This is a genomic window from Daejeonella sp. JGW-45 (assembly GCF_029360805.1).
GTDB lineage: Bacteria > Bacteroidota > Bacteroidia > Sphingobacteriales > Sphingobacteriaceae > Daejeonella.
On the sequence record NZ_JARKNC010000003.1, the window covers coordinates 180,264 to 203,518 of the forward strand.

The following is a 23,255-nucleotide window of genomic DNA, read 5'->3' on the forward strand; positions in this document are numbered from 1 at the left end:
TATGTACCTTATTCTGACCTTAACCGTAATGTCCAAACAGGTCTGGTGTATATTTTAAACGCAAAGAGCGCAAAGGTATTCGCAAAAGACGCAAAGAATTCGTTCGCGACTTTGCGCCCTTTGCGCTGTACTCTGCGACCTCTGTGTTAAAATACGCGAGCGCGTCTTCCTCTTGTCACGAAAACTTACTCTTCAACGCTGCAAGTTTAATAGCAATATCTGTTTCCGGTTCTTCCCTGAGCTTTTGGATCGGCCGCTTTTCCATTTTTTCAGGTTTTTTTTGTTTAGGCTTAACGGGGCCAGCTTCGTCAGTTTTCATAGTTAAGGCAATGCGTTTACGAGCTACGTCGATCTCAGTCACCTTTACCTGTACCTTCTGGCTTACCTTTACCACTTCATTGGGATCTTTAACAAAACGATTTGACAGCTGGCTTACATGAACAAGCCCGTCCTGATGAACACCGATGTCAACAAAAGCGCCGAAAGCAGTGATATTGGTGATAATCCCCGGAAGGGTCATCCCTACATGGAGGTCGGTGATAGCATTTACCCCCTCGGAGAAACTGAATGTTTCAAATTTCTCGCGCGGATCAAGCCCCGGTTTAGCGAGCTCGTTCAATATATCATTAAGAGTTGGTAAGCCGACCGTTTCACTTACATAGTTCTGAAGGCTGATCTGCTTACGAAGCTGATCTTGTTTCATCAGGTCGTCCAGGCCGCAGCCCAGGTCGCTGGCCATCTTTTCTACAAGCGAATATCTTTCAGGATGTACTGCGCTGCCATCCAGGGGATGTTCAGAGTTGCGGATCCGCAAAAAGCCTGCTGCCTGCTCAAAGGCTTTCTCTCCAAGCCGGGGAACCTGCTTCAGTTCAGACCTTCTCTTAAATGCCCCGTTCTTATTTCTATACTCTACAATATTCTGAGCCAGTTGGGGACCTAAACCTGAAACATACGACAGGATCTGTTTGGAAGCCGTATTTAATTCCACACCGATCGAATTCACGCAGCTGATGACCGTATCATCCAAAGAGGTCTGAAGGTGTGTTTGATCAACATCGTGCTGGTATTGACCTACGCCAATCGACTTGGGATCGATCTTCACGAGTTCTGCCAGGGGATCCATAAGCCTCCGACCTATCGATACTGCACCACGAACCGTGATATCCTTATCGGGAAACTCTTCCCTCGCAACTTCGGAAGCGGAATATATTGACGCGCCGCTTTCATTAACCATAACGATTATCGTATCGTGCAAACCAATGGCGCGTACAAATGCCTCTGTCTCACGACCAGCAGTACCATTTCCAATTGCAATAGCTTCGATCTTATATTTCTCTGCGAGGTATTTTACGGTCTTTGCCGCTTCCTTTGAGCTTTCATTTCCGTTATGCGGATAGATATTGGTGTTTTCCAACAGCTTTCCCTGCTCATCAAGACATACGAGTTTACAGCCGGTACGGAAGCCGGGATCAATAGCCATTATCCTTTTCTGACCGGCCGGGGCTGCCAGCAGAAGCTGTCTTGCATTATCAGCAAAAACCCGGATTGCCTCTGTGTCAGCATTTTTCTTTGTGAGCAATCTTACCTCCGTTTCCATGGATGGTTTTATCAGGCGCTTGAAAGCATCAGCTGCAGCGAGGGCTACTTGAGACGAAGATGGATTTTTCCCTTTAATAAACATATCTTCCAGTATAGAAATAGCGGCGTCTTCTGAAACTTCTATATCGAGCGTGAGGATGATCTCCTTTTCCCCTCGTCGCAGGGCCAGTACCCTATGCGACGGCGCCGATTTAACCGGTTCAGACCAGTCGAAATAATCTTTATACTTCTGACCGGCATCTTCTTTGCCTTTGATCAGTTTAGAATGGAACACGCCCTGGTTAAGAAAAAGGTCACGCATTTTTGCTCTCAGGTCAGCATTCTCGGCCATATGCTCTGCGAGGATATCCCTGGCGCCCGCAAGAGCATCGGCCGCTGTACCTACCCCCTTTTCCTCATCGATATATTTGGCAGCTTCCAGTTCTATATCAATATTCACTTGCTCGAATATTTTGTCGGCCAGTGCCAGCAAGCCTCGCTCACGTGCCACAGAAGCCCTTGTTTTACGCTTGGGTTTGTACGGCAGGTAAATATCTTCCAGCGCGAGCATAGTTTCTGCCGTGTTTATTTGCTGTTCCAGATCCGGAGTAAGGACATTCAGCTCCGTCATAGATTTCAAAATGGCTTCGCGGCGCTTATCCAGGTCGGTCAATTGCTGAAACCTGTCGCGGATAGCAGCCACCTGAACCTCATCAAGGCTACCCGTCAGTTCTTTTCTGTATCGTGAAATAAATGGGATTGTGCCGCCTTCTTCAAGTAGTCTAACTGTTACTTCTACCTGTTTCTCCTGAACTGATAGCTCTGACGCTATCTTTTTATAGTTGTTTTGATTCATACCCTGGGATAATTGCGATGCGAATTTGCAGTTAAGAGTTTTAAATTCAAAAAAAGCTTATCCACACGAGGATAGTATTTAGTGATCTGTGAACGGTGATCGGGAATTGGTAATCGGTGATCGGTGATTGGTAATCGGTAATCAGTAATCAGTAATACCGAACATCCGTACACACCGATTACTGGTTACCCTGTTACTGATTACTGATTACTCCGTCTACTGATCACTGATTACTCCAGTTCACTGATTACTAATAACCCTCCGCATGTTAGCCAATAATTGCTATTTTTGATGCAATGATTGAACCATCGCAGCTTACGGAATTCGGCAAGGTATTTATTTACCTGGTGATGGGCATTTTATTCGTGCTTTTCACCTTCTTCATGGGTTGGTTAGTAGCGGTTAAAAGACCGAACCCTATAAAACTCAGCTCATACGAGTGCGGTGAAGAACCAACCGGAAGCTCCTGGATCCAATTTAACTCCCGTTTTTATGTTGTAGCACTAATTTTCTTGTTGTTTGATGTCGAGATGGTGTTTATTTTTCCATGGGCAACTGTCTTTGGTCAGGAAAGCCTCCTGGCGGCCGACAGCCGTTGGGGATGGCTGAGTCTCTCTGAGATGTTCATATTTATCGGCGTTCTTTTAATTGGATTAATGTATGTCTGGAAGAAAGGAGACCTAAGCTGGATCAAACCAGAAAACACGCTTCCTGAGCGTCGCGGGACTATACCTTTATCGGCCTACGCAAAAATAAACGAAGAAAAATATCTTGTCAGGGACTTGACTGCGGTCGGTGATACCATTGCCGAACCATCGGCAAGCGGGAACTCAACTCCAGCACCAAAGCCTTCCCTCAGGCCTCAATTTAAAAAACCATCATTGTGAGCATAGAGCAAAAAAGTGAGAGCGGCGGTATTGTGGTTACCAAGATGGACGACCTGCTCAACTGGGCACGCCTGTCATCTTTGTGGCCTATGAGTTTTGGAATTGCCTGCTGTGCAATTGAAATGATGGGCTCTATGGCGTCCACTTATGATCTTGACCGGTTTGGTGTATTCCCAAGGCCCTCACCGCGTCAGTCGGATGTAATCATCATCGCGGGAACGGTAACCTTTAAAATGGCTGAACGGATAAAAAGACTTTATGAGCAAATGCCGGAACCAAAGTATGTTATCTCCATGGGATCGTGTTCAAACTGCGGTGGGCCTTATTGGCAGCATGGTTATCACGTAGTAAAAGGTGTAGACAGGATAATCCCGGTAGATATTTATGTTCAGGGGTGTCCGCCCCGACCTGAATCCCTGATAGGCGGAATCCTTGAGTTACAGAAGAAAATAGAGAAAGAAAGCCTGATGAACAGCTAGCTCTATTATTTTGAGAACAATTTATAAAATATGAAGTCATTTTACGGAGACCTGAAACTTGGTATTTTAGGCGGCGGACAGCTGGGGCGGATGCTCATCCAGGAATCAATAAATTTCAATATTACCACGCACGTGCTGGATCCGGATGCGGATGCACCATGTAAACATCTGTGCAGTAAATTTGTGCATGGCTCATTAACAGATTATCAGACAGTTTATCATTTTGGTAAGAATGTAGACCTGATCACTATAGAGATCGAAAAGGTTAATGTGGATGCTCTTGAGCAGCTTGAAAACGAAGGTGTTTTGGTATACCCACAATCGCGAGTCATAAGGCTTATCCAGGATAAAGGCGTTCAGAAGCAGTTTTTTAAAGAAAATGACATCCCAAGCGCCCCCTTTCACCTGATACAGGACCGCAAAGAACTTCTAAACCGTAATTTTCCCTTCCCTTATATTCAGAAACTAAGGAAGGACGGCTACGACGGCCGCGGGGTACATGCTGTTAAGTCGGCAGCCGACCTGGACCATGCATTCGATGCCCCAAGCCTGGTTGAGGAATGGATTGATTTTGAAAAGGAACTGGCAGTCATCGTTTCCAGGAACGAAAACGGGGATATTAAAACGTTTCCATGTGTTGAAATGGAATTTAACCCGGAGGCTAACCTTGTGGAATTCCTGATATCACCATCCACCCTGCCGGAAGATATTCTCTTAAAGGCGGATCAGCTTGCGGTTAAGATCGCCAGAGACTTAAAGATCGTCGGAGTTTTGGCTGTCGAGATGTTCCTAACGAAATCAGGTGATGTTCTGGTCAATGAACTTGCTCCACGTCCTCATAACAGCGGGCACCAAAGTATTGAAGGTAATTACACTTCGCAATATGAGCAGCATCTGCGGGCAATCTTTAACCTGCCATTAGGCGACACACGTTCGATTGGCCATGCAGTCATGATTAACCTGCTTGGCGAAAAAGGGTTCGAAGGATCAGCAGAATACGAAGGTCTCCAGGAAATCCTCAAAATAGAGGGAGTTTACGTCCATCTTTATGGTAAAAAACTGACTAAGCCTTTCCGTAAAATGGGCCATATTACCATACTTGATGATGACCGGCAAAAGGCTATAGCCAAGGCCAAATTAGTTCAGGAAACAATTAAGGTAAAAGTTTAATATTTTGCATTCATAAAATTGATAATCAATACGTAATGAATAATAACACTTCCAACAAACCCCTGGTCGGAATAATAATGGGAAGCAAATCAGATCTTAACATCATGCAGGATGCTGCCGATGTGCTGAAAGGTCTGGATGTCAGTTTTGAAATCACCGTGGTGTCTGCTCACCGCACACCCGACAGGATGTTTGAATATGCAAAATCGGCATCAGGCAGGGGCCTTAAAGTTATCATTGCCGGTGCGGGCGGCGCTGCTCACCTTCCTGGTATGGTTGCGTCAATCACGCATATTCCCGTTATCGGAGTTCCTGTGAAGTCATCTAATTCAATTGACGGGTGGGACTCAGTTTTGTCTATACTTCAAATGCCTAACGGCATACCGGTTGCTACTGTTGCATTAAATGCGGCTAAGAATGCAGGCATACTTGCGGCGCAGATCCTTGCAACAGCCGATGAAGACTTAGCACAGAAACTGATTGAGTTTAAAGAAGAGCTGAGAAAAAAGGTTGAGGCGAGTGCGGAGGAGATGGAGGGGAAGTAAGCTCACAGCTAGTTCCACTGCGGATTCTCGGGGAAGTTGGCAATATGCGCGTATTTTGGCCCTAAACCTATCACCACTTCCCGCCAAAGGTTTTCTTCATCTTCCACGAAGATCACTTCCGAATTAAACTTATCGCTTACCAGCCAGGAGTTCTGTTCCAATTCTCCGTCAAGCTGTTCTTCTCCCCAGCCCGAATATCCTATAAAGAACTTTATTTCAGAACTTTTAATCTGACCAGTACTGATCAGCACTTGCAGGGCTTCAAAATTGCCGCCCCAATATATTCCATCGCGTATTTCAATTCCGCTGTTCAGCTTATCGTAACAGGAATGGATAAAATGAAGTGTGTCATTAGCTACAGGGCCGCCAATAAATACCGGCAGTCCGCAACTTGAATCCGGAAGCAGATCGCTCACGATCAAATTACTCCTTTGATTCAATATAAAACCTATCGCACCCTGCTCTTCAATCTCAGTTAAGAGAACAACCGAACGTTTAAAATTGGGATCAAGCATAAATGGCTCTGAAACAAGCAGGGTTCCTTTTTTTGGTTTAATGGGACTTAGCATAGGGCTTGGGTTTTGGGCTGCGAGCTTTCTTGCAAACGTACGAGGTTTGGCTTTGTTTTAAAAATAAGAGTTTATAAGCTGATTTCCCACAGCCTGTAGCGAAAGTCCAACGCTCATTTTCACAATTGATAATTATCCGCGAAATGATAAATTCAAGCGGGCATTTATTAAGTTTGCACAGGGGAATACTTTCCCGGGACACATTGCTAATTATTACAGGATGTCAGTAGAAAAAGAAGTTATTGAAAATCTTCGCCAGGAATACTGCTCTGAAAATTTATCAGAGAAGGATGTGGCAAAAGATCCAATTAAACAATTCGGAAAGTGGTTTAAGGAAGCAATGGACTCGGGTATACAAGAACCGAATGCCATGACCCTCGCAACGACGACTATTGACAGGAAACCCTCTGCCAGGATCGTTTTATTAAAAGGCTACGAGGAAAGGGGCTTTATCTTTTACAGCAACTATTTAAGTGCCAAAGGGAAAGAGATGGCTAAGAACCCTGTAGTTGCTCTGGTGTTCTTCTGGCCTGAACTTGCCAGGCAGGTTCGGATTGAGGGAACCGTTGAAAAATTATCAAAAGAAGAATCTGAAAAGTATTTTTATTCACGTCCAAAGGGAAGCCAGATAGGCGCTGTCGTATCTCCGCAAAGCCAGGTGATAGAAAACCGGGCTACGCTCGAGAAAAGCTGGGAAGAAATGGAACTCCGTTACGAAAATAAAAATATACCTAAACCGGCTTATTGGGGCGGATATGTGGTTAAGCCACAGGTTATAGAATTCTGGCAAGGCCGGCCAAGCAGGCTTCACGACCGGATAGTTTATAAGAAAGCGGATAAACAGAGCTGGAAGATCGTTAGGCTGGCTCCCTGATTTGATATGACTTTCTCAGAAGTAAAAGAGTTATTAATTGCGAAGTTCGGTGCGGATGTTATTGTTGACGAACAAAGCACCGGTCTTCAGCCCGCGCTGTTCATTAAACCGGAGCTGATCGCTGAAGTTTGTCTTGAGCTGCGCGATAACGAACAAACTTATTTCGACTTCCTGTCCTGCCTTACCGGTGTGGATCACGGCGTGGAAGCAAATAAATTCTCGGTTGTTTATCATTTAGCATCCATACCCTATAAGTCGCAACTGACGTTAAAGGTGGTTAAGGATCACGACCGCAGCCAGGCTACGCTCCCCTCTTTCCTGACCGTAACTGAAGTTTGGAGAACGGCCGAATGGCATGAACGCGAAGCATTTGATTTGACGGGAATTTTCTTTGAAGGTAACCCCGATCTCAGGAGGATACTTCTTCCTGACGATTGGGAAGGCTATCCTTTGAGGAAAGATTACGTTGCAGCGGAAGAATATAAAGGGATCAAAATAAAGTAACAAGCCGGTTTCTCTCACAATGGATCATATTAATATGCTTTCAGGCAAAACCAGATACTCTCAGTTAACCGAACATCTTGAACCGGAAGAGATGATCATTAATATGGGACCTCAGCACCCGTCTACGCATGGCGTATTGAGGCTGGAACTGATCACAGATGGTGAGATCGTAAAAGAAGTGATCCCACACATGGGTTACCTGCACAGATGTTTTGAAAAGCATTGTGAAAGCCTTAGCTACCAACAGATCATCCCTTTCGTAGACCGCATGGATTACCTGGCGTCGATGAACAATGACCATGCTTTTGTAATGGGTGTTGAGAAAATGCTGGGAATAGACAAAGATATCCCGAAAAGGATTGAATACATACGTGTTTTAGTTTGTGAACTAAACCGGATCGGCTCGCATCTGATCGCTATTGGTACGTACGGAATTGATATAGGAGCCTTTACTCCATTTTTATGGTGTTTTCGCGACAGGGAGCACATCATGAATATGCTTGAATGGGCTTCCGGGTCGAGGATGCTTTATAATTACATTTGGATCGGCGGCTTATTTTATGACCTGCCGGTTGGTTTTGAAGAACGGTGTAAAGAGTTCATCGACTATTTTAAGCCCAAATTGAAGGAGCTTAACGAGCTTCTCACAGATAACCAGATCTTCATCGACAGGACTGCGGGGGTTGGAATACTGCCACTCAGTGTAGCCATTGATTATGGCTGTTCAGGACCTATGCTTCGAGGCTCAGGATTAAAGTGGGACTTACGCCGGGTGGATGAGTATTCGGTATACCCTGAGCTTGAATTTGAAATTCCCGTAGGTAAAGGTGAAATGGGTAAATCGGGCGATTGCTGGGACCGGTATAAGGTTCGCGTGGATGAAATAGTACAATCAGTGCATATTATCGAACAGTGCCTTGAACGTCTTCAAAAGGACTTAAAACGAAGTCCTGACTTTGACCCACGTGCTAAACTTCCTAAAAAGATCATACCTAAGGAGCAGGATTTTTACATACGTGCCGAAAATCCCAAGGGAGAGCTTGGCTATTATTTTATTACGGATGGGAAAACTGAGATACCGAAACGGGTGAAAGCCCGGGCGCCTAGCTTCAATAATCTTTCTGTCCTGCAGGAGCTGGGACGGGGTGTATTAATAGCAGACCTTATTGCTATCCTGGGATCGATTGATATTGTGCTTGGGGAAGTGGACCGATAGCTGTGGGCTGTGGGTTATGGGAAATGAGCTATGGGACGCTTATAAAACAATGACCGACCGCTTGGTACGTCTGCAAAAGCTCACAGCTCACAGCTGATAGCTCACAGCCCTAATACACCTTCACCATGAAAATATATGGTTCCAGTTTCTTTATTTGATCCTGACGGCTCAATCCCGTTAACGTATTTCGCTTATTGAGAACAAGTTTGTTTTCAAGCGAATCCTGAGGAATAGCGGCAATCGATTCTAAAATATAATTTGACTTGATCGCAAAAGCAGCTCCGTCGGCAAATTTTTGCTTGCCATTTATGATACCTACAACATTCCCTTTACTATCAAGCAGCGGTCCCCCACTGTTACCGGGATTTACGGGTATAGATACCTGATAGGCAACTGTATCTCCGGCAAAGCCATTGCGTGAGCTTACGTAGCCTTCACCGTAAACCTGGTCATCTCTTGGAAAACCAATAGTGTAGACTGTCTGTCCCACATCAGATGCAGACTTCTTAAATGTATACGGAAGAGTAGCTAGCTTGAATGCTGGATCTACAATCTGCAAAACAGCTATGTCGTGTGCCGGGTCAGTGTAGATCTGTCTAACTTTAAAAGCTTCTCCCAAGGAATTCTGAACATATACCGAATCTGCACCTTTTATTACGTGATAATTAGTAACCACATAACCATTTGAAGAAAGCGCAAAACCGGTTCCACCAAATTGACCCGGATTAGCCGGAGCTTTAGACGGTTTATCGCCAATGTTTTTAATCAATGCATTTTGAGAACGCTTAATACTATTGATCTCCCGACGCATTTGCGTATAGTTAGTGGAAATGGCCTCAGAAAAATATCCTGTCATAAACAATGTCCCAAACACTGCCACCATAGCGACGGTAGCAGCTATTGCCGTACTAACACGATATTTGGCCCATAAGCGGTGGATCAAAGGAAGTTCCGGTTTCGCTTCTCTTTTTAATGCATCGATATCAATTTCTTCATAAATGGCATTCATATCTGATGTAAGCTGGACGCGCTCCCCGTATTCCTTTAAATGCCTAACCAGGTTTTCATGTTCAACCACGTTTAGATCAAACGCAGGATCGTTATTTCTTTTCTGCTGAAAATCAGAACGTTCGGCAGGTGTTAACTCATCCCTTAAGTATGCGTCGATCAGATTAGTTATTTCAGTATCCTTATTCATCGCCATTTTTATTATGACTGAAAAAAAATCTTTTTCAGTCGCTGCAGACATTTATATTTTTGAGTCTTGGCATTATCCGCATTGGTATAGCCAAACTTCTCAGAGATCTCCTGCATAGACCTGTTTTGAAGATAGTAGTCCTCTATAATAGTTTTACACGGCTCACCCAATTGCTTAAGCGCCTGCTCCATCAGATGGAACTGCCTGTCTTTTTCTTCGTGTTTCTCAAGATCGTCCTCAACAGGGATAAACTCAGAGAAATCTTCTACATTCCGCATATTACGACTCTGGGCGTTTAACCGCTTCAGCCATAAACGCCGGCAGACAGAATAAATGAAAGTTTTAAGCTTGCTGTTCAGCTCAAAATTTCCACTTTTGACTTTATTATAAAGAACGATAACCGACTCCTGAAAAACGTCTTTAGCGTCATCTTCGTTCCCGTTATTATTAAGTACCAATTGCAGCACCATCGGGAAATAAGTCTTATAAAGCCGGTTGAGTATATCTTTAGAGTCGTTCAGTATCCCAAGTATGATCTCATTATCTGCTGGAAGTGAACTTTTTATCTCTTTTCTCACTATTAATACTGTTTAGGCGGAATTGTAACCCAATGATAGCAAAAATATTTTTTTATATTTTTTTCAAATCGCAGGGTTACCTTTTTAGCTAACGGGTATTAAGTGTAAATTATTTAAATAACTTTTAACCACTAAACAATGAAAAATCTATTCAAATTTGGTTTCTTAGCTTTAGCTATCTCTTTATCAGTTGCTGCTTGTAACTCTAACAAAACTGAAGAAGCTGCTGCTGACACAATTGATTCTACTGCAGAAGTAACTACTGATTCTTTAGAAGCTCAAATTGACACTGTTGATTCAGCTGCAGCTGCTGCTGTTGATTCAGTTCAAAACTAATTAACCCAAAAATTACAATGAAAAGCTCTCTCATTAATTTGAGAGAGCTTTTTTTGTGCACTTTTTTGAGCCAGAATTAAGAGCCAAGAGTCAAGACAATTGGTTCCTATTAAACCAGGCTCTCTAGGCTTTAAGAAGCGCAGTCTTGAATCTTGATTCCTGGCTCTTGACTCTCCTATCCACAAAAAAAACGGGTCTCTTTCGAAACCCGCTTTTCCACCTAATCTAAACTAAACTAAATCGTTTCAGAAGTCTCTTTCTTTGAAAACAATTTTTTAAGTTTCCTTTTATTTGAATCTGCGAGAAGCAGCATACATGGAACCAATATCAGCGTCAGGAATGTTGCAAAGCTCAAACCGAAAATCATTGTCCATGATAAAGGGCCCCAGAATGCAACGTTATCCCCACCGAAATACAAATGAGGCTTAAACTCGCTGAATAAGGCTGTGAAATCTATATTCAAGCCTACCGCGAGAGGAATCAGCCCCAGCATTGTTGCCGTGGCGGTAAGTAAAACAGGCGTCATCCGCGTACGTCCGGCCTCGAGTATCGCGTCACGAACTCCCATCCCCTGCTCCAGCATCAGATCCATGAACTCTACAAGGAGAATACCGTTACGAACAACTATACCTGCCAAGGCAACGATTCCTACCCCGGACATTACTATTGACATATCCATCCGGAATATAGTAACTCCGAGTAGTACACCTATGATACTCAGACCGATCTCACTCAGAATGATCAATGGTTTGGATATCGAATTGAATTGGGCAACAAGAATAATAAGGATGAGTCCTATGGAGATCATTAAGGCCGTTCCAAGAAAGTTCATTGTTTCCTGCTGTTCCTCCTGTTCACCGGCCATTTTAACTTCTATACCAGCGGGGGTTACATATTGATCGATCTCACTCTGGATATTTGCCACCACTTCGTTCGGGTTATAATCACCCAGAACGTTAGAAGATAAAATAATGATCCTTTTTTCCTGCTTACGCTTGATTCCTCCGTATGTGTTAACATAATCAATTGAAGCAAAAGAAGACAATGGTACCTGGCGAATAATGCCGCCCATTCCCATATCACGGTATGTCATCTTCATATTTCTCAGGGCATCCAGATTATTACGTTGTGTTTCGGTGGCACGTAAATTAATTTCATAATCCTCATCTGCATCCCGGAATTTCGATACTTCTTTACCGAAAATTGCTGTCCGCAAATCCATACCGATCTGACCGGTTGATATACCCTCGCGGTTTGCCCTTTCACGATCTATGTCGAAGATGATCTCCGGCTTATTATTTTGAAAATCCGATTTGAGTTCTTCAACACCTGCTATCTGCTTTGAGATCAAATATTGCTTCAGGTTTTCCGAAGTTTTAACCAACGAGTCCAGGTCATTTCCAGTGATCTCAATACTGATCGGTTTAGCTGTCGGCGGACCGCCCTGCTCCTGAGCGACGGTAATTTCGGCACCAGGAATACCCTTCACGGCCTGGCGGATCCTGTCCAGGTAGACCGACGTGCTTTCGCCTGTCCGCTTACCAAACCCGACAAAGGCCACCGTAACTTTACCCATATTGGTATACTGTCCCTGATCCTCGCTTTGCGGATCGGTCACACCAATTGTGACGTTCGAGATAATGGACGATACGTCAGGATTATTGCGGCCCACCACTTTTGTCACGTCTTCCTCTACCTTTTTGACAACCTCATTGGTGTATGCCTGATCAGTACCAACCGGCAGGTGAATGTAGACAAACACAAAGTTAGGATCGCTGGTTGGGAAGAATACAACTTTAGGCGGTATAGCCACCATAAGACCTATTGTAAAAAAGAACAGTCCAACAGTTCCCCAAAGAATCGCCCTCGGCCAATTCAGTGCCCAATCGAGGAATGCTACATACTTATTTTGCACATTTGGCCAAAAGACAGTTTGAAATTTCTGTATAGCCTTGGCCAATAAAAAATGATGAAGCAGGTACAATAAGGCAACGAATACAACAAAGTTACCCAGACCAAAATCTATGAAGTAGGCTAGTAAAGCACTGCCGGCAAATATCAAAAGGGCTTTCCTGACACCCTTATCAAAACGAGGATTAACGGGGCTGTGGTCTTCTGGTTTCATAAAATCTACGGCAAACACCGGATTAATGATATAGGCAACCACCAATGAAGCTAGCAGTGTAATGATAAGCGTCATTGGCAGGAAGAACATAAATTCTCCGATTACTCCCGGCCAGAACAGCAAGGGAACGAACGGCGCAAGGGTCGTCAGCGTTCCCGAAAGCACCGGCAAGAAGACCTCGGCGGCGGCAATTTTCGCTGCCTTTTTAATAGGAACTTTACCATTGTCAAATATCCTGTGCGTATTCTCGATTACTACGATAGCATCATCCACTACGATCCCCAGCCCAAGGAGGAACGAGAACAATACCATCATGTTCATGGTAAAGCTAAATCCAAATAATCCGCCCAGGGCAGGCATTGCCATAAATGCAATGAACATTGATAGCGGAACTGATAATGCAACGAAAATTGCATTGGTCACACCCATAAAGAACATCAGGATGATAGTCACAAGCGCAAACCCAATGATGATCGTATTGATCAGATCGTGTAAAGTTACACGGGTTTTATCCGACTGGTCGCCGGTGATAGTAATATTAAGGTTTTTGGGAAGTGTAGTGGCCTGCATTTCTTTAACAAGCGCATTGATCTTGTCGGACGCGTCAATCAGGTTCTCACCACTCCTCTTCTTAACGTTCAGGGTAATCACATTCTTTCCATACAAACGCGCATAGCTTTCCTGCTCTTTAAAAGAGTCCTTAACCTCAGCAATATCCCTCAAATACACTGATGCACCTGTTGGTGTTTTAATGATAAGGTTTGCGATTTCGTCTGCTGAAGAAAATTCCTTCTTTACGTTCAGTGTCCTGCGAACACCATCCATCTTGATGGTACCTCCTGAAATCGTTAAATTTTCATATCCTACCGCACGTTCGATATCTCCAAAAGAAATTTGAGCAGCAGCCATTTTGTTAAGATCAGCATTAATCTGAACTTCCTGATCGAGCGCTCCTACAATATCCACCCCGGAAATTTCTTTCAGGCTTTCTACCCTATCCTGGATATCTTCGGCATACTTTTTAAGACTCTTAAGATCATAATCCCCTGAGACATTCAGATACATGATCGGCAGGTCGGAAAGGTTAATATCCATTACATCGGGATCGTTGGGGAGGTCTGTTGGCAGATCCTGACGGGCCTTATCCACGGCGTCCTTAACCCTTTGCTTTGCATCCTTTATATCAACATTGGTATTAAACTCAGCCGTTATTATAGAAAAATCCTGGTATGAATTTGAAGTTATCTTTTTCAGGCCTGAGGTGGATTTCAGCTGTTTCTCGATCTGCTTGGTAACCAAATTCTCCATATTTGCAGGAGAAGTTCCGGGATATACAGTTTGGATAAAGATCTTCGGTATAATTACTTCGGGAAAATTCTCTTTCGGCAAACCCTTATATGAGGAATATCCTATTATGGCAATAATGATCGTCAGCACATAAATTGCCGTCCGGTTATCAATAGCCCAACTGGATGGTTTAAAATCTTTATTTTTATCTTCCATTTTATCTTGGTTGTTATGCTTTCTTAGAAAGCAGATAATTTTTATTGGTTGGCTTTTACGATATCACCCTCGCTTAATCCATCGGTTCCTGCGATTATAACTTTGTCGCCGGTTTTCAAACCGGAAAGTATCTCCGCCTTTCCGTCAGATACCTTTCCGGTCTGGATATTCACACGCTTGGCCTTTCCGCTTTCTGAAATAAACAGGTAGTCACCGTTCTCGGCCTTCTGAATCGCATTAACCGGCACAACCAGGGCTTTATCGTTCTTGTAATCGATTATCTTAAGGATACTCAACATGTTTGGACGGTACTTATTGCTCGACGGCAGTTTGATTTCAACATTGAAGCTTCTTGAAACAGGATCGATGGTTTTAGAAACAAAGGAAATCGTGGTAGTGATCGTATCGGGCAGGTCCGGCAGAATAACCTGAACCTTATCTCCCTGATTAACACGCCCGGCATAGGATTCAGCTACCAAGGCCTTTGCTTTTAATTTGCTTGCGTTAATGATTCTGATCGAAGACATCCCCGGTGAAGCTATTGAACCAACTTTAAGATCCATGGCATCAACAGTACCCGATATGGGCGCTTTAATCTTGTACATCGCAATCTGTGATCTCAGGGTAGCAATACGACGTTCTGCTGCTTCCTTTTGAGTTTTTGCGTTCAGGAATTGAACTTCCGTCCCAATCTTCTGATCCCATAAGTTCTTCTGACGCTGATACAGAGTTGTGGCAAGTTCAAGTTGTGTTTGAAGCTCAGATATATTCTGTTTTAAAACGCTGTCATCGATTTGTGCTAACACCTGTCCACGGCCAACGTTCTGACCAACGCTGGCAAAAACAGCAGTAACCACTCCCTGTGCCTGTGGATTAACCTGGACATTATCTTCTGCGTCGATCTTTCCCTGAACTTCCAGGTAATTACTGAAAGTGCTTTCCTGTATCTCTACTATATTGACGCTTTTTATATCTTCAGCAGTCTTTGCGGTCCCAACTTCTGCTTCGAGTGCTGCTATCTTGGAGTTGATCTCCACACGCTGCTTTTTGAGCTCTTCAAGCTCGGTCTTTTTATCGGTGGACTTTCCACTGCAGGCTGCGAGAAAAACGACAGCGGCTATAAGTAGTAGATTTTTCATAGAACTTGTGTTAATTTTAGAATTTAGTTTTATATGCCCGGAAAAACCATTAGACAGGTTATATCGAAGCGTGTTTTTAGTTGTAGTGACCATTTTAAAATAGCTTAACTCTGTTATCGTTAATAATTGATTCTGCCTAGTGCCTTGTCCATATTCACGCGGTTGATCATCAGATCATAAAGCGCATTAATATAATTGTTCTGAGCTTCCTTCAGGGATGTTTCGGCCGTTGTAACTTCTATACTTGACCCTACGCCTTCCCCGTATTTAATCTTCGAAACTCGTAAAACCTCCTGGGCCAAATCCATATTTCTCTTCTGATTATCCAGGGATTTCAAGCTATTCAAAAATGTAGTCTGGGCCTGATCAACCTCAAGATTTATCCCGTTCTGAAGATTGATAAGATCATTCTCTGTTTTTAATATGGCCAGTTTAGCGTTACGTACCTGGTTTAATTTGATCCCACCTGAAATAATTGGCACAGATAACCGCAATCCAATGATCGTACTTGGAAAGTTTGTTTTGAAAAGCTGAGAAAAATCATTCGACTGAAAGCTTTGTGAGGTACTTCCAAATGCTGACAGTGAAGGAAGGAACTGGCTCTTATACCGCTTCAGGTCAAATTCATTTAGTTTCTTTTGCGTTTCGAGCAATGAATATTCAATCCGGTTACGATAAGCCGTGCTATCGCTAAGGGCCACAGATTGCTCTACCTGTAAACCTGCTATCGAATCAGTTAATGTAAGTTTACTGTTAACCGTCATACCCATCTGAAACTTGAGGAGGTTAAGATTCAGAGCCAGAAGCCGTATAACATTCTCGCGCTCTGTTTCCAAATTATTCTTCAACACTGTTAAGCGGTCAACGTCAATTTTTTCAACAAAGCCGTTTTTAAACATCGCTTCCGTGTCATTGAGCGATTTCCCAAGCCTGTCAAGGTTCGCATCCAGAAGGCTTAGCTGTTCGTTACTAACAAGAACTGAGTAATAGGCTTTTGTAACCGCAACAGCAGTTTCAATACGGGTTCTTTTCAGGTTCTTATTGGATAGCTCTTTGTAGGTTTTGGAGGCCTGGATCCCTACAAGATATGAACCGTCAAATAATAACTGGTTGAGTTCGAGACCTACCAGGGACTGGTATTTAACACCGAACTGGACCGGTATCTGGGTACCTGGCTGACCAAAAAATTCACCCGGAAGCAAACTCGTCGGGAGTTTTATAAAATCCTGGAAATTCGCATTCCCGCTTACCTGCGGTAATCCTATTCCAATAGTTTGCTTGACCGTATTTCTGGCGATCTCTTCGTCGATCCGCGCGTTGAGCACCGCAACCTGGTGATTTTGAGCATAGTCGATCGCCTGTTGAAGACTGAAGCTCGCAACGGTGTCTGCTTGCTGTGCCTTAGCGGAGATCCCGAAAGCAAGGCATACAATTAAGGTTAGATATCTGTATTTCATATGTGATTATTCTTCTTCGTTTATCTCTTTGTATTTATTAATTAATTTATGCCCCTTTATTGAGCATACTCCGTATAAAAAATGTTCTGTCAGTTCGACCATAACCTGTGCTATTCCATACCGGCCATTTGTGTATGCAGAGCTATTTGAAAAGATTAAGTCTATCTGCTCCAGTCTCATTTGCGTGAGAATGTCACATTTGATGTCACTGCGGTAATACCCCTCCTTAATACCCCTCATCAAATTGTTATAGATGGTTTCGTAAAGGCATTTCTGACGAAAATTTTTAAAGGATAACCATGCCTGAGGATGATATTTTTGCAAGTCATAGAACAGGTTCGGATGCATGTTAGATAGAAGTTCCTGCATATTTGTTACAGCGAAGAAGAGTTCGTGTACTGCATTCTCGGCATTCTCGGATCCTTCCCTGATCACACACTTCTGGTAACTGAGCTTATTCTCGATCACCATATTTACGATCTCATTCTTATCGCTGAAATGCGTATAGATCGTCTTTTTAGACATGCCAAGGTGCTTGGCGAGGTCATCCATCGTCACACTCTTGAATCCATGCTGACAAAAAAGGTTGTCTGATTCTGAGATTATATAGTCTTTAACTTCCAATTATTTATACTCCTTTTTAATGCGCGACAAAACTATGGAAACTTTTTTCAATTCTAAAGTTTCCAATGAAAATATTTTTAATTTTTTCTAAAATGGTCAATCGAACATGGATATCTTAAGCCGCCCGGCAGTACTAATTCCAAAAACCTTAACTTCGCAGAAATTCTTTCAAAATGAACTTGTCACCTTTATCTGCAATCTCCCCTATTGACGGGCGCTATCATAAAGTAACCTCAGAACTTTCGGGCTTTTTCTCTGAATCCGCTTTGATCAAATTCAGGGTTTATGTAGAAATAGAATATTTTATCGCCCTTTGCGAGCTGCCGCTACCACAGCTCAGCGGTTTTGACCATGAAAAATTTTCAGCACTAAGATCAATCTATCTGAATTTTAACGATGGCCACGCACAAGCTGTTAAAGAGATCGAAAAAATAACCAATCACGATGTTAAAGCGGTGGAGTATTTCATAAAAAATGAATTCTCAAAACTTGACCTGGATGCATACAAGGAATTTATTCACTTTGGACTTACTTCACAGGATATAAATAATACGGCTATACCTCATTCTTTCAAACTGGCGATAGAAAACTCCTACCTGCCTGCGCTGAATGAACTTTTAACGCGAATGAAAGAGCGGATTTCTGAATGGGCAGATGTCCCGATGCTTGCCCACACCCACGGTCAGCCGGCCTCGCCTACCCGGCTGGGGAAAGAATTGCAGGTATTTGTTGAAAGGATTGAAGTTCAGTTAAGCCAATTACAGGCCATCCCATTCTCTGCAAAATTTGGCGGGGCAACCGGCAACTTCAATGCGCATTACGTTGGGTACGGCAGTATCGACTGGACTAAATTTGCCAACAGTTTTGTGAACGACCGGCTGAAACTTAACCGGTCGCAATACACTACCCAAATTGAACATTACGACAATTTTGCTGCACATTGCGATGTTTTAAAACGCATCAATAATATCCTGATAGATTTGAACAGGGATCTGTGGTCGTATATTTCCATGAACTATTTTAAACAGCAGATCAAAGCCGGCGAGGTTGGTTCGTCGGCTATGCCTCATAAAGTAAATCCGATAGATTTTGAAAATTCTGAAGGAAACCTGGGGCTTGCAAATGCTGTCTTTGAGCACCTGGCCGCAAAATTACCCATATCAAGGCTACAGCGTGACCTGACCGACTCAACAGTCCTGAGAAATATTGGAGTGCCGGTAGCACATACATTAATAGCGCTAAAGTCCACAGTGAAAGGACTCAATAAATTGCTTATTAATGAGGACGCCATCCGGGCAGACCTGGATGCGAACTGGGCTGTTGTCGCCGAAGCGATTCAGACAATACTTCGCCGTGAAGGCTATTCTAATCCGTACGAAACTCTGAAGGAGCTTACAAGGACGAATACTCACGTAAATCAGTCGACAATAAGCGAATTTGTAGATACCCTTACGGTTTCGGAGGAGGTTAAAGCAGAGCTAAAAAAGATCAGTCCATTCAATTATACCGGTTTATAGGCGGTCATGTGCATGTCATAACTTTACAGTCAGCATCTGCAAATTAAAAAATTAGTAATTTTGCATATATTTTATTGAAATGAGCACTGCAACAACGACGAATGTATATACCGAAAGTACCCCTAACCCGGCTACTCGGAAATTCCTGGTTAATAAACTATTAACTAATAACAGCGTAGACTTTCCAACGAAGGAAAGTGCGGAGAAATCTCATTTCGCACGTGAACTGTTCAAATTCAATTTTGTAACAGGAGTGTTTTTTGCAAGTAACTTTGTAACCATTACGAAATCCGAGGGATCAGACTGGCGGGATATTGAGCCTATTTTGAAGGAGTTCGTAAAGGGTGCAGTTGAGTCGGAACTCAATATCCTGGAAAAGGAAGAGACAGCGGCTAATTTTGAAGGCACAGAAACGGAAATCAAAATTCAGCAGATCCTGCACGACTATGTCCGCCCGGCTGTAGAACAGGATGGCGGTGCAATAAGCTATAAATCGTATAACGATGGTGTTGTAACCGTGGAACTTCGGGGATCATGCAGCGGATGCCCTTCTTCGACCATCACGCTGAAATCCGGAATTGAGAATCTGCTAAAACGTATGGTGCCCGAAGTTACGGAAGTAGTTTCTGAAGCACTGTAAGAGGCTAATAATCAATATTTAGAATTATTACTGGTCAAACTCTTTTCCCAGGACGGCAAGCAGTTCGGTGGAAATCTTTCCGTTAGTTGCAATAATCTCCCGGCGTTCGAAACAATTGTTCCCGCCTTTAAAGTCGAATACCTGTCCACCCGCCTCTCTGACCAGCACCATACCTGCAGCGATATCATAGGAATTGAGATTATATTCAAAGTAACCGTCAAACCGACCGCAGGCTACATAAGCCAGATCTATAGCAGCAGATCCGATCCGCCGGATCCCATGACATTTCTGCATTAATACTCTTAGCACATTAATATATTTTTCCATTTTCGAGAACTCGTAAAAAGGAAAGCCCGTAGCGAGCAGGGTATTCTCTACTGCTGAGGCAAGCGAAACCGAGATGCGCTTTCCATTGAGATATGCCCCACCGTCTTTCCATGCAGAAAAACACTCCTTCCGGTTTATTTCGTATACAACCCCCAGCACCAATTCGTCTTTTCGCTGAAGTGCAATACTGATCGAAAATGTCGGAACTCCATGAATGAAATTTGTAGTTCCATCAAGGGGGTCTATTATCCAGTTATACTCATCGGCCAGAATAGTGCTCGTTTTCTCTTCTGTGATGTATCCGGCCTCTGGAAGTATCGAAGATAAACCCTTAACCAGGTCTCTTTCAGCAGTTTTATCCACATAGGAAACCATATCGTGCATTCCTTTGTACTCAATGTGCTCCCTGTCAAATATCTTAGATTCGCCGTGGATAAACTCGCCGACTTCCTCAGTGAGAGATATAACTTTCTTAGTTAAAAATGCCAGGTCCATATCACTTAACAGGGATGCTTTCAGGATGTTTTTTGGCGTTATTCAGGGACCAGAAAATTCCTGCTATTCCGGTGATGACCAGTATAGCCGAAATAAGCTCGGCCTGTGTAAACCCGATGCCAAATACGTGATATTTTGAGTTTACACGTATCGTTTCGATTAAGAAGCGTTCGATACCATTTAGAATAAGATATATAGAAACCATCATGCCCGGTGTTTTTATCCTGTGGCGTACCGACCACAGGAAAGCAAATATGGCCAATCCCATCAGCACTTCATAAAAGGGAGTTGGATAAACCGGCAGCGGCAACTCGTTGCAAAAGTTTCCGGTGCAACCCGGAATAGGAACTCCCTCGTTGACAACATTATGAGGATATTTAAAGGACCAAACCCAGTCTGGTGCCCAGCTTAGCCATTCGGGTTTTGGCGAAGTGTTCTCAATTCCCCAATCTCCGTCACCAGACAAATGACAGCCTATACGGCCAACAGCATAAGCAAGCATCAGCCCAGGCCCTGCAACATCGAGCATATGAATCCACTTGATTCCATATTGCTTTGCCTTATATAATACTGCCGCACCTCCTACCAGGAGCCCGCCATAAAATGTCAGGCCGCTGAATGAAAATAGGCCGCCTATGGGGTCTTTGGCAAATTCATCCCAATATTCAAGATTGTGAAAAACCTTTGCTCCAAGAAAACCGCCAACAGCAGCCCACATCAACAGGTTACCCATAACCTGATATGGATGAACGAGCTCTTTAACTGTTTTTGGTTTTGCTAAAGCTTCCTTTTTCTTTTCAGTGTAAGACCAGTAGACAAATACACCTCCTAATATTAAGCCGCCCAAGATGTTACCTCTTCCGGAAAGTATAAAGGTTTGGGGATTAGCTACGAAGTCTGAGTAATGAAGCAACCCTTCCAGTAATTTGAACCCCATCAGGAACCCGAAAAACCCGTTTAAAAAAAGCTCGGTCATGGAAGCAGGTTCCCCTACTTTAACTTCTCTGGTAAAGGGGTGTACAAGACCCTGCTTTTCCTTTCGTTTAAATTCCTGGGAAAGAGCCCAATATCCGGCAGCAAATGCCAGGGCTACAAAGAAACCAAAAGTTTGAACTGGCAATGGAATATTAATCCCGGTAAGGTATTCAATAAGATGGGTTATGGTCGGAAACATAGGTCAAATATACGTGCAGATATGATAAGCAAGGTAAGATATTTAAGACTGAAATCAGCGGCTTGATCAGTGAAAAAACACCTCTGCCGGCTCAGATATTTCCATATCCCCATCAAATGCAATGCGTTCAAGTTTAATAGATCTCAACTCGTTGACAAGAAGCGGATCATAGGGCGTTTTAACTTTTACATAGTTTCGGCTGAAGCCATGCATAAATCCGTCTTTGTGGTCTGCTTCGAAAAGCACTGACGCCGATTTCCCAACCTGGGTTTCATAGAAAGCCCGGCGTTTCTTTTCTGATAAGATGTGAAGCATTTTGCTTCTGTCAGATCTTTGCGAGCCTGGAACTTTTCCTTTCATCCCTGCGGCGGGAGTATTGTCTCTTTCTGAATAATTAAAAACGTGCAAATAAGAAACTTCAAGTTCGTTCAGGAAATTGTAGGTATCTATAAAATCATCTCTCGTTTCGCCAGGGAAGCCCACAATCACATCGACACCGATACAGCAATCGGGAATAAGCTTACGGATCAAAGCTACCCGGCCGGCATATAGTTCTCTTTGATACCTTCTTCGCATTAAGCCCAGAATCTTATTTGAACCCGATTGCAATGGGATATGAAAATGAGGAACAAATTTTTGAGAGGAAGATACAAATTCTATGATCTCGTCTGACAAGAGATTTGGTTCAATAGATGAAATCCGTATCCTGTCAATCCCATCCAAAGTATCCATAGCTTTAACCAGATCAAGAAATCTGTCTTTCCGCTCACCATCGCGGATACCAAAATCGCCGAGATTAACTCCGGTAAGCACGATCTCTTTAACTCCGGATGCAGCAACCTCTTTAGCCTGCTGCAATACATTTGAAATAGTATCACTCCGGCTGTTGCCCCGGGCCAGCGGGATGGTACAAAAGGTACAAGTATAATCACAGCCATCCTGTACCTTAAGGAAGGTCCTGGTCCTGTCTCCGTATGAGAACGAAGGCACGAAGTCTCTTGTTGCCTCAATTGGCTGATTATATATTACGGCCTTTTCCCGCTTGGTAAGATCGGTAATGTATTCGATTATCCTGAACTTCTCTGCAGCCCCTAAAACAATATCCACACCGGGAATTTCAGAGATTTCCCGGGGCTTCAACTGAGCGTAACAACCGACAATGGCCACATAAGCTCTCGGTGAGTGTTTTAACGCCTGCTCTACTACTTTCCGGCATTTTTTGTCGGCGTGGTCAGTTACCGAGCAAGTATTTATGATATACACATCCGTTTCATCAGTGAACGAAACAGTCTCAAAGCCTGCATCCCTGAACTGACGACCTATTGCTGAGCTTTCAGAAAAATTAAGCTTACAGCCAAGTGTGTAAAATGCAACCTTCTTTGTCATAGAAAGTGCAAAGATAAGAAAGAAGAAGTTGAAAGGTGAAAGTGGAAAGTGGAAAGTTGAAAGTTGAAAATGGTTGTA

The 23,255-nt window shown here is 43.4% G+C and carries 21 protein-coding genes; 10 read left to right on the forward strand and 11 right to left on the reverse strand.

The window, feature by feature from the left end:
• Positions 1 to 175: 175 nt before the first annotated feature.
• On the reverse strand, positions 176 to 2,434 hold the full coding sequence (locus P2W76_RS06350) for a Tex family protein (RefSeq protein ID WP_276346781.1): 2,259 nt from the start codon (positions 2,432 to 2,434) through the stop codon (positions 176 to 178).
• A gap of 296 nt (positions 2,435 to 2,730) precedes the next feature.
• Here P2W76_RS06350 and P2W76_RS06355 point away from each other — a divergent pair, with 296 nt between their 5' ends.
• Genes P2W76_RS06355 through purE form a run of 4 tightly spaced genes read left to right on the forward strand, consistent with a single transcriptional unit; the run spans position 2,731 to position 5,515 of the window.
• Positions 2,731 to 3,321 carry an NADH-quinone oxidoreductase subunit A gene (locus P2W76_RS06355; protein WP_276346783.1) on the forward strand — a complete coding sequence of 197 codons (591 nt, stop codon included), beginning with the start codon at positions 2,731 to 2,733 and terminating at the stop codon, positions 3,319 to 3,321.
• A complete protein-coding gene (locus tag P2W76_RS06360; protein WP_276346784.1) occupies positions 3,318 to 3,800 on the forward strand; it encodes an NADH-quinone oxidoreductase subunit B in 483 nt (160 codons plus the stop codon). The genes P2W76_RS06355 and P2W76_RS06360 overlap by 4 nt, the downstream gene beginning before the upstream one ends.
• A 30-nt stretch (positions 3,801 to 3,830) precedes the next feature.
• Positions 3,831 to 4,970: a 5-(carboxyamino)imidazole ribonucleotide synthase gene (locus P2W76_RS06365; RefSeq protein WP_276346785.1), complete on the forward strand. Its 1,140-nt coding sequence runs from the start codon at positions 3,831 to 3,833 to the stop codon at positions 4,968 to 4,970.
• 35 nt (positions 4,971 to 5,005) lie between these two features.
• Positions 5,006 to 5,515, forward strand: coding sequence for a 5-(carboxyamino)imidazole ribonucleotide mutase (gene purE / locus P2W76_RS06370; protein WP_276346786.1), 510 nt, complete (start codon positions 5,006 to 5,008; stop codon positions 5,513 to 5,515).
• An 8-nt stretch (positions 5,516 to 5,523) separates the two neighbouring features.
• On the opposite strand, the gene P2W76_RS06375 is transcribed toward purE, so the two are convergent.
• A complete protein-coding gene (locus P2W76_RS06375) occupies positions 5,524 to 6,084 on the reverse strand; it encodes a YqgE/AlgH family protein (RefSeq protein WP_276346787.1) in 561 nt (186 codons plus the stop codon).
• Between the two features lie 220 nt (positions 6,085 to 6,304).
• Here P2W76_RS06375 and pdxH point away from each other — a divergent pair, with 220 nt between their 5' ends.
• From pdxH to P2W76_RS06390, 3 genes are read left to right on the forward strand one after another with little or no spacing between them, the layout of a single operon-like run.
• Positions 6,305 to 6,958 carry a pyridoxamine 5'-phosphate oxidase gene (pdxH, locus tag P2W76_RS06380; protein ID WP_276346788.1) on the forward strand — a complete coding sequence of 218 codons (654 nt, stop codon included), beginning with the start codon at positions 6,305 to 6,307 and terminating at the stop codon, positions 6,956 to 6,958.
• 6 nt (positions 6,959 to 6,964) lie between these two features.
• A complete protein-coding gene (locus P2W76_RS06385) occupies positions 6,965 to 7,462 on the forward strand; it encodes an NADH-quinone oxidoreductase subunit C (RefSeq protein ID WP_276346789.1) in 498 nt (165 codons plus the stop codon).
• A 34-nt stretch (positions 7,463 to 7,496) separates the two neighbouring features.
• Positions 7,497 to 8,678, forward strand: coding sequence for an NADH-quinone oxidoreductase subunit D (locus P2W76_RS06390; RefSeq protein ID WP_276347027.1), 1,182 nt, complete (start codon positions 7,497 to 7,499; stop codon positions 8,676 to 8,678).
• A gap of 109 nt (positions 8,679 to 8,787) precedes the next feature.
• Here P2W76_RS06390 and P2W76_RS06395 read toward each other — a convergent pair whose 3' ends face one another.
• Together P2W76_RS06395 and P2W76_RS06400 are read right to left on the reverse strand one after the other, a co-directional pair.
• On the reverse strand, positions 8,788 to 9,876 hold the full coding sequence (locus tag P2W76_RS06395) for a serine protease (RefSeq protein ID WP_276346791.1): 1,089 nt from the start codon (positions 9,874 to 9,876) through the stop codon (positions 8,788 to 8,790).
• Positions 9,877 to 9,887: 11 nt separating this feature from the next.
• Positions 9,888 to 10,454: a sigma-70 family RNA polymerase sigma factor gene (locus tag P2W76_RS06400; RefSeq protein ID WP_276346792.1), complete on the reverse strand. Its 567-nt coding sequence runs from the start codon at positions 10,452 to 10,454 to the stop codon at positions 9,888 to 9,890.
• A 138-nt stretch (positions 10,455 to 10,592) separates the two neighbouring features.
• Between P2W76_RS06400 and P2W76_RS06405 the strand changes: the two genes are divergently transcribed.
• A complete protein-coding gene (locus tag P2W76_RS06405) occupies positions 10,593 to 10,790 on the forward strand; it encodes a hypothetical protein (protein WP_276346793.1) in 198 nt (65 codons plus the stop codon).
• A 235-nt stretch (positions 10,791 to 11,025) separates the two neighbouring features.
• Here P2W76_RS06405 and P2W76_RS06410 read toward each other — a convergent pair whose 3' ends face one another.
• The 4 genes from P2W76_RS06410 to P2W76_RS06425 form a co-directional block, all read right to left on the reverse strand.
• Positions 11,026 to 14,418, reverse strand: coding sequence for an efflux RND transporter permease subunit (locus tag P2W76_RS06410; protein ID WP_276346794.1), 3,393 nt, complete (start codon positions 14,416 to 14,418; stop codon positions 11,026 to 11,028).
• Positions 14,419 to 14,459: 41 nt separating this feature from the next.
• Positions 14,460 to 15,557, reverse strand: a complete 1,098-nt coding sequence (locus P2W76_RS06415; protein WP_276346795.1) for an efflux RND transporter periplasmic adaptor subunit — start codon at positions 15,555 to 15,557, stop codon at positions 14,460 to 14,462.
• A 119-nt stretch (positions 15,558 to 15,676) separates the two neighbouring features.
• Positions 15,677 to 17,014, reverse strand: a complete 1,338-nt coding sequence (locus P2W76_RS06420) for a TolC family protein (RefSeq protein ID WP_276346797.1) — start codon at positions 17,012 to 17,014, stop codon at positions 15,677 to 15,679.
• Positions 17,015 to 17,020: 6 nt separating this feature from the next.
• Positions 17,021 to 17,638 carry a TetR/AcrR family transcriptional regulator gene (locus P2W76_RS06425; RefSeq protein ID WP_276346798.1) on the reverse strand — a complete coding sequence of 206 codons (618 nt, stop codon included), beginning with the start codon at positions 17,636 to 17,638 and terminating at the stop codon, positions 17,021 to 17,023.
• Between the two features lie 173 nt (positions 17,639 to 17,811).
• Between P2W76_RS06425 and purB the strand changes: the two genes are divergently transcribed.
• Both purB and P2W76_RS06435 read left to right on the forward strand, forming a co-directional pair.
• Positions 17,812 to 19,155, forward strand: coding sequence for an adenylosuccinate lyase (gene purB, locus P2W76_RS06430; protein WP_276346799.1), 1,344 nt, complete (start codon positions 17,812 to 17,814; stop codon positions 19,153 to 19,155).
• Positions 19,156 to 19,234: 79 nt separating this feature from the next.
• Positions 19,235 to 19,795, forward strand: a complete 561-nt coding sequence (locus P2W76_RS06435; protein WP_276346800.1) for a NifU family protein — start codon at positions 19,235 to 19,237, stop codon at positions 19,793 to 19,795.
• 27 nt (positions 19,796 to 19,822) lie between these two features.
• On the opposite strand, the gene P2W76_RS06440 is transcribed toward P2W76_RS06435, so the two are convergent.
• The 3 genes from P2W76_RS06440 to mtaB form a co-directional block, all read right to left on the reverse strand.
• Positions 19,823 to 20,617 carry an inositol monophosphatase family protein gene (locus P2W76_RS06440; RefSeq protein WP_276346802.1) on the reverse strand — a complete coding sequence of 265 codons (795 nt, stop codon included), beginning with the start codon at positions 20,615 to 20,617 and terminating at the stop codon, positions 19,823 to 19,825.
• Between the two features lies 1 nt (position 20,618).
• Positions 20,619 to 21,791 carry a prolipoprotein diacylglyceryl transferase family protein gene (locus tag P2W76_RS06445; protein ID WP_276346803.1) on the reverse strand — a complete coding sequence of 391 codons (1,173 nt, stop codon included), beginning with the start codon at positions 21,789 to 21,791 and terminating at the stop codon, positions 20,619 to 20,621.
• A gap of 66 nt (positions 21,792 to 21,857) precedes the next feature.
• The gene (mtaB, locus tag P2W76_RS06450) at positions 21,858 to 23,177 is read right to left on the reverse strand and encodes a tRNA (N(6)-L-threonylcarbamoyladenosine(37)-C(2))-methylthiotransferase MtaB (RefSeq protein WP_276346804.1); all 1,320 of its coding nucleotides are present in this window, start codon (positions 23,175 to 23,177) and stop codon (positions 21,858 to 21,860) included.
• Positions 23,178 to 23,255 lie beyond the last annotated feature (78 nt).

Coding starts and splice junctions, on each gene's coding strand:
- P2W76_RS06420 (WP_276346797.1), bottom strand. CDS start 17,014: ATGAAATACAGATATCTAACCTTAATTGTATGCCTTGCTTTCGGGATC.
- P2W76_RS06395 (WP_276346791.1), bottom strand. CDS start 9,876: ATGAATAAGGATACTGAAATAACTAATCTGATCGACGCATACTTAAGG.
- purE (WP_276346786.1), top strand. CDS start 5,006: ATGAATAATAACACTTCCAACAAACCCCTGGTCGGAATAATAATGGGA.
- P2W76_RS06440 (WP_276346802.1), bottom strand. CDS start 20,617: ATGGACCTGGCATTTTTAACTAAGAAAGTTATATCTCTCACTGAGGAA.
- P2W76_RS06415 (WP_276346795.1), bottom strand. CDS start 15,557: ATGAAAAATCTACTACTTATAGCCGCTGTCGTTTTTCTCGCAGCCTGC.
- P2W76_RS06435 (WP_276346800.1), top strand. CDS start 19,235: ATGAGCACTGCAACAACGACGAATGTATATACCGAAAGTACCCCTAAC.
- purB (WP_276346799.1), top strand. CDS start 17,812: ATGAACTTGTCACCTTTATCTGCAATCTCCCCTATTGACGGGCGCTAT.
- P2W76_RS06410 (WP_276346794.1), bottom strand. CDS start 14,418: ATGGAAGATAAAAATAAAGATTTTAAACCATCCAGTTGGGCTATTGAT.
- mtaB (WP_276346804.1), bottom strand. CDS start 23,177: ATGACAAAGAAGGTTGCATTTTACACACTTGGCTGTAAGCTTAATTTT.
- P2W76_RS06445 (WP_276346803.1), bottom strand. CDS start 21,791: ATGTTTCCGACCATAACCCATCTTATTGAATACCTTACCGGGATTAAT.
- P2W76_RS06350 (WP_276346781.1), bottom strand. CDS start 2,434: ATGAATCAAAACAACTATAAAAAGATAGCGTCAGAGCTATCAGTTCAG.
- P2W76_RS06365 (WP_276346785.1), top strand. CDS start 3,831: ATGAAGTCATTTTACGGAGACCTGAAACTTGGTATTTTAGGCGGCGGA.
- P2W76_RS06385 (WP_276346789.1), top strand. CDS start 6,965: ATGACTTTCTCAGAAGTAAAAGAGTTATTAATTGCGAAGTTCGGTGCG.
- P2W76_RS06405 (WP_276346793.1), top strand. CDS start 10,593: ATGAAAAATCTATTCAAATTTGGTTTCTTAGCTTTAGCTATCTCTTTA.
- pdxH (WP_276346788.1), top strand. CDS start 6,305: ATGTCAGTAGAAAAAGAAGTTATTGAAAATCTTCGCCAGGAATACTGC.
- P2W76_RS06355 (WP_276346783.1), top strand. CDS start 2,731: ATGATTGAACCATCGCAGCTTACGGAATTCGGCAAGGTATTTATTTAC.
- P2W76_RS06390 (WP_276347027.1), top strand. CDS start 7,497: ATGCTTTCAGGCAAAACCAGATACTCTCAGTTAACCGAACATCTTGAA.
- P2W76_RS06375 (WP_276346787.1), bottom strand. CDS start 6,084: ATGCTAAGTCCCATTAAACCAAAAAAAGGAACCCTGCTTGTTTCAGAG.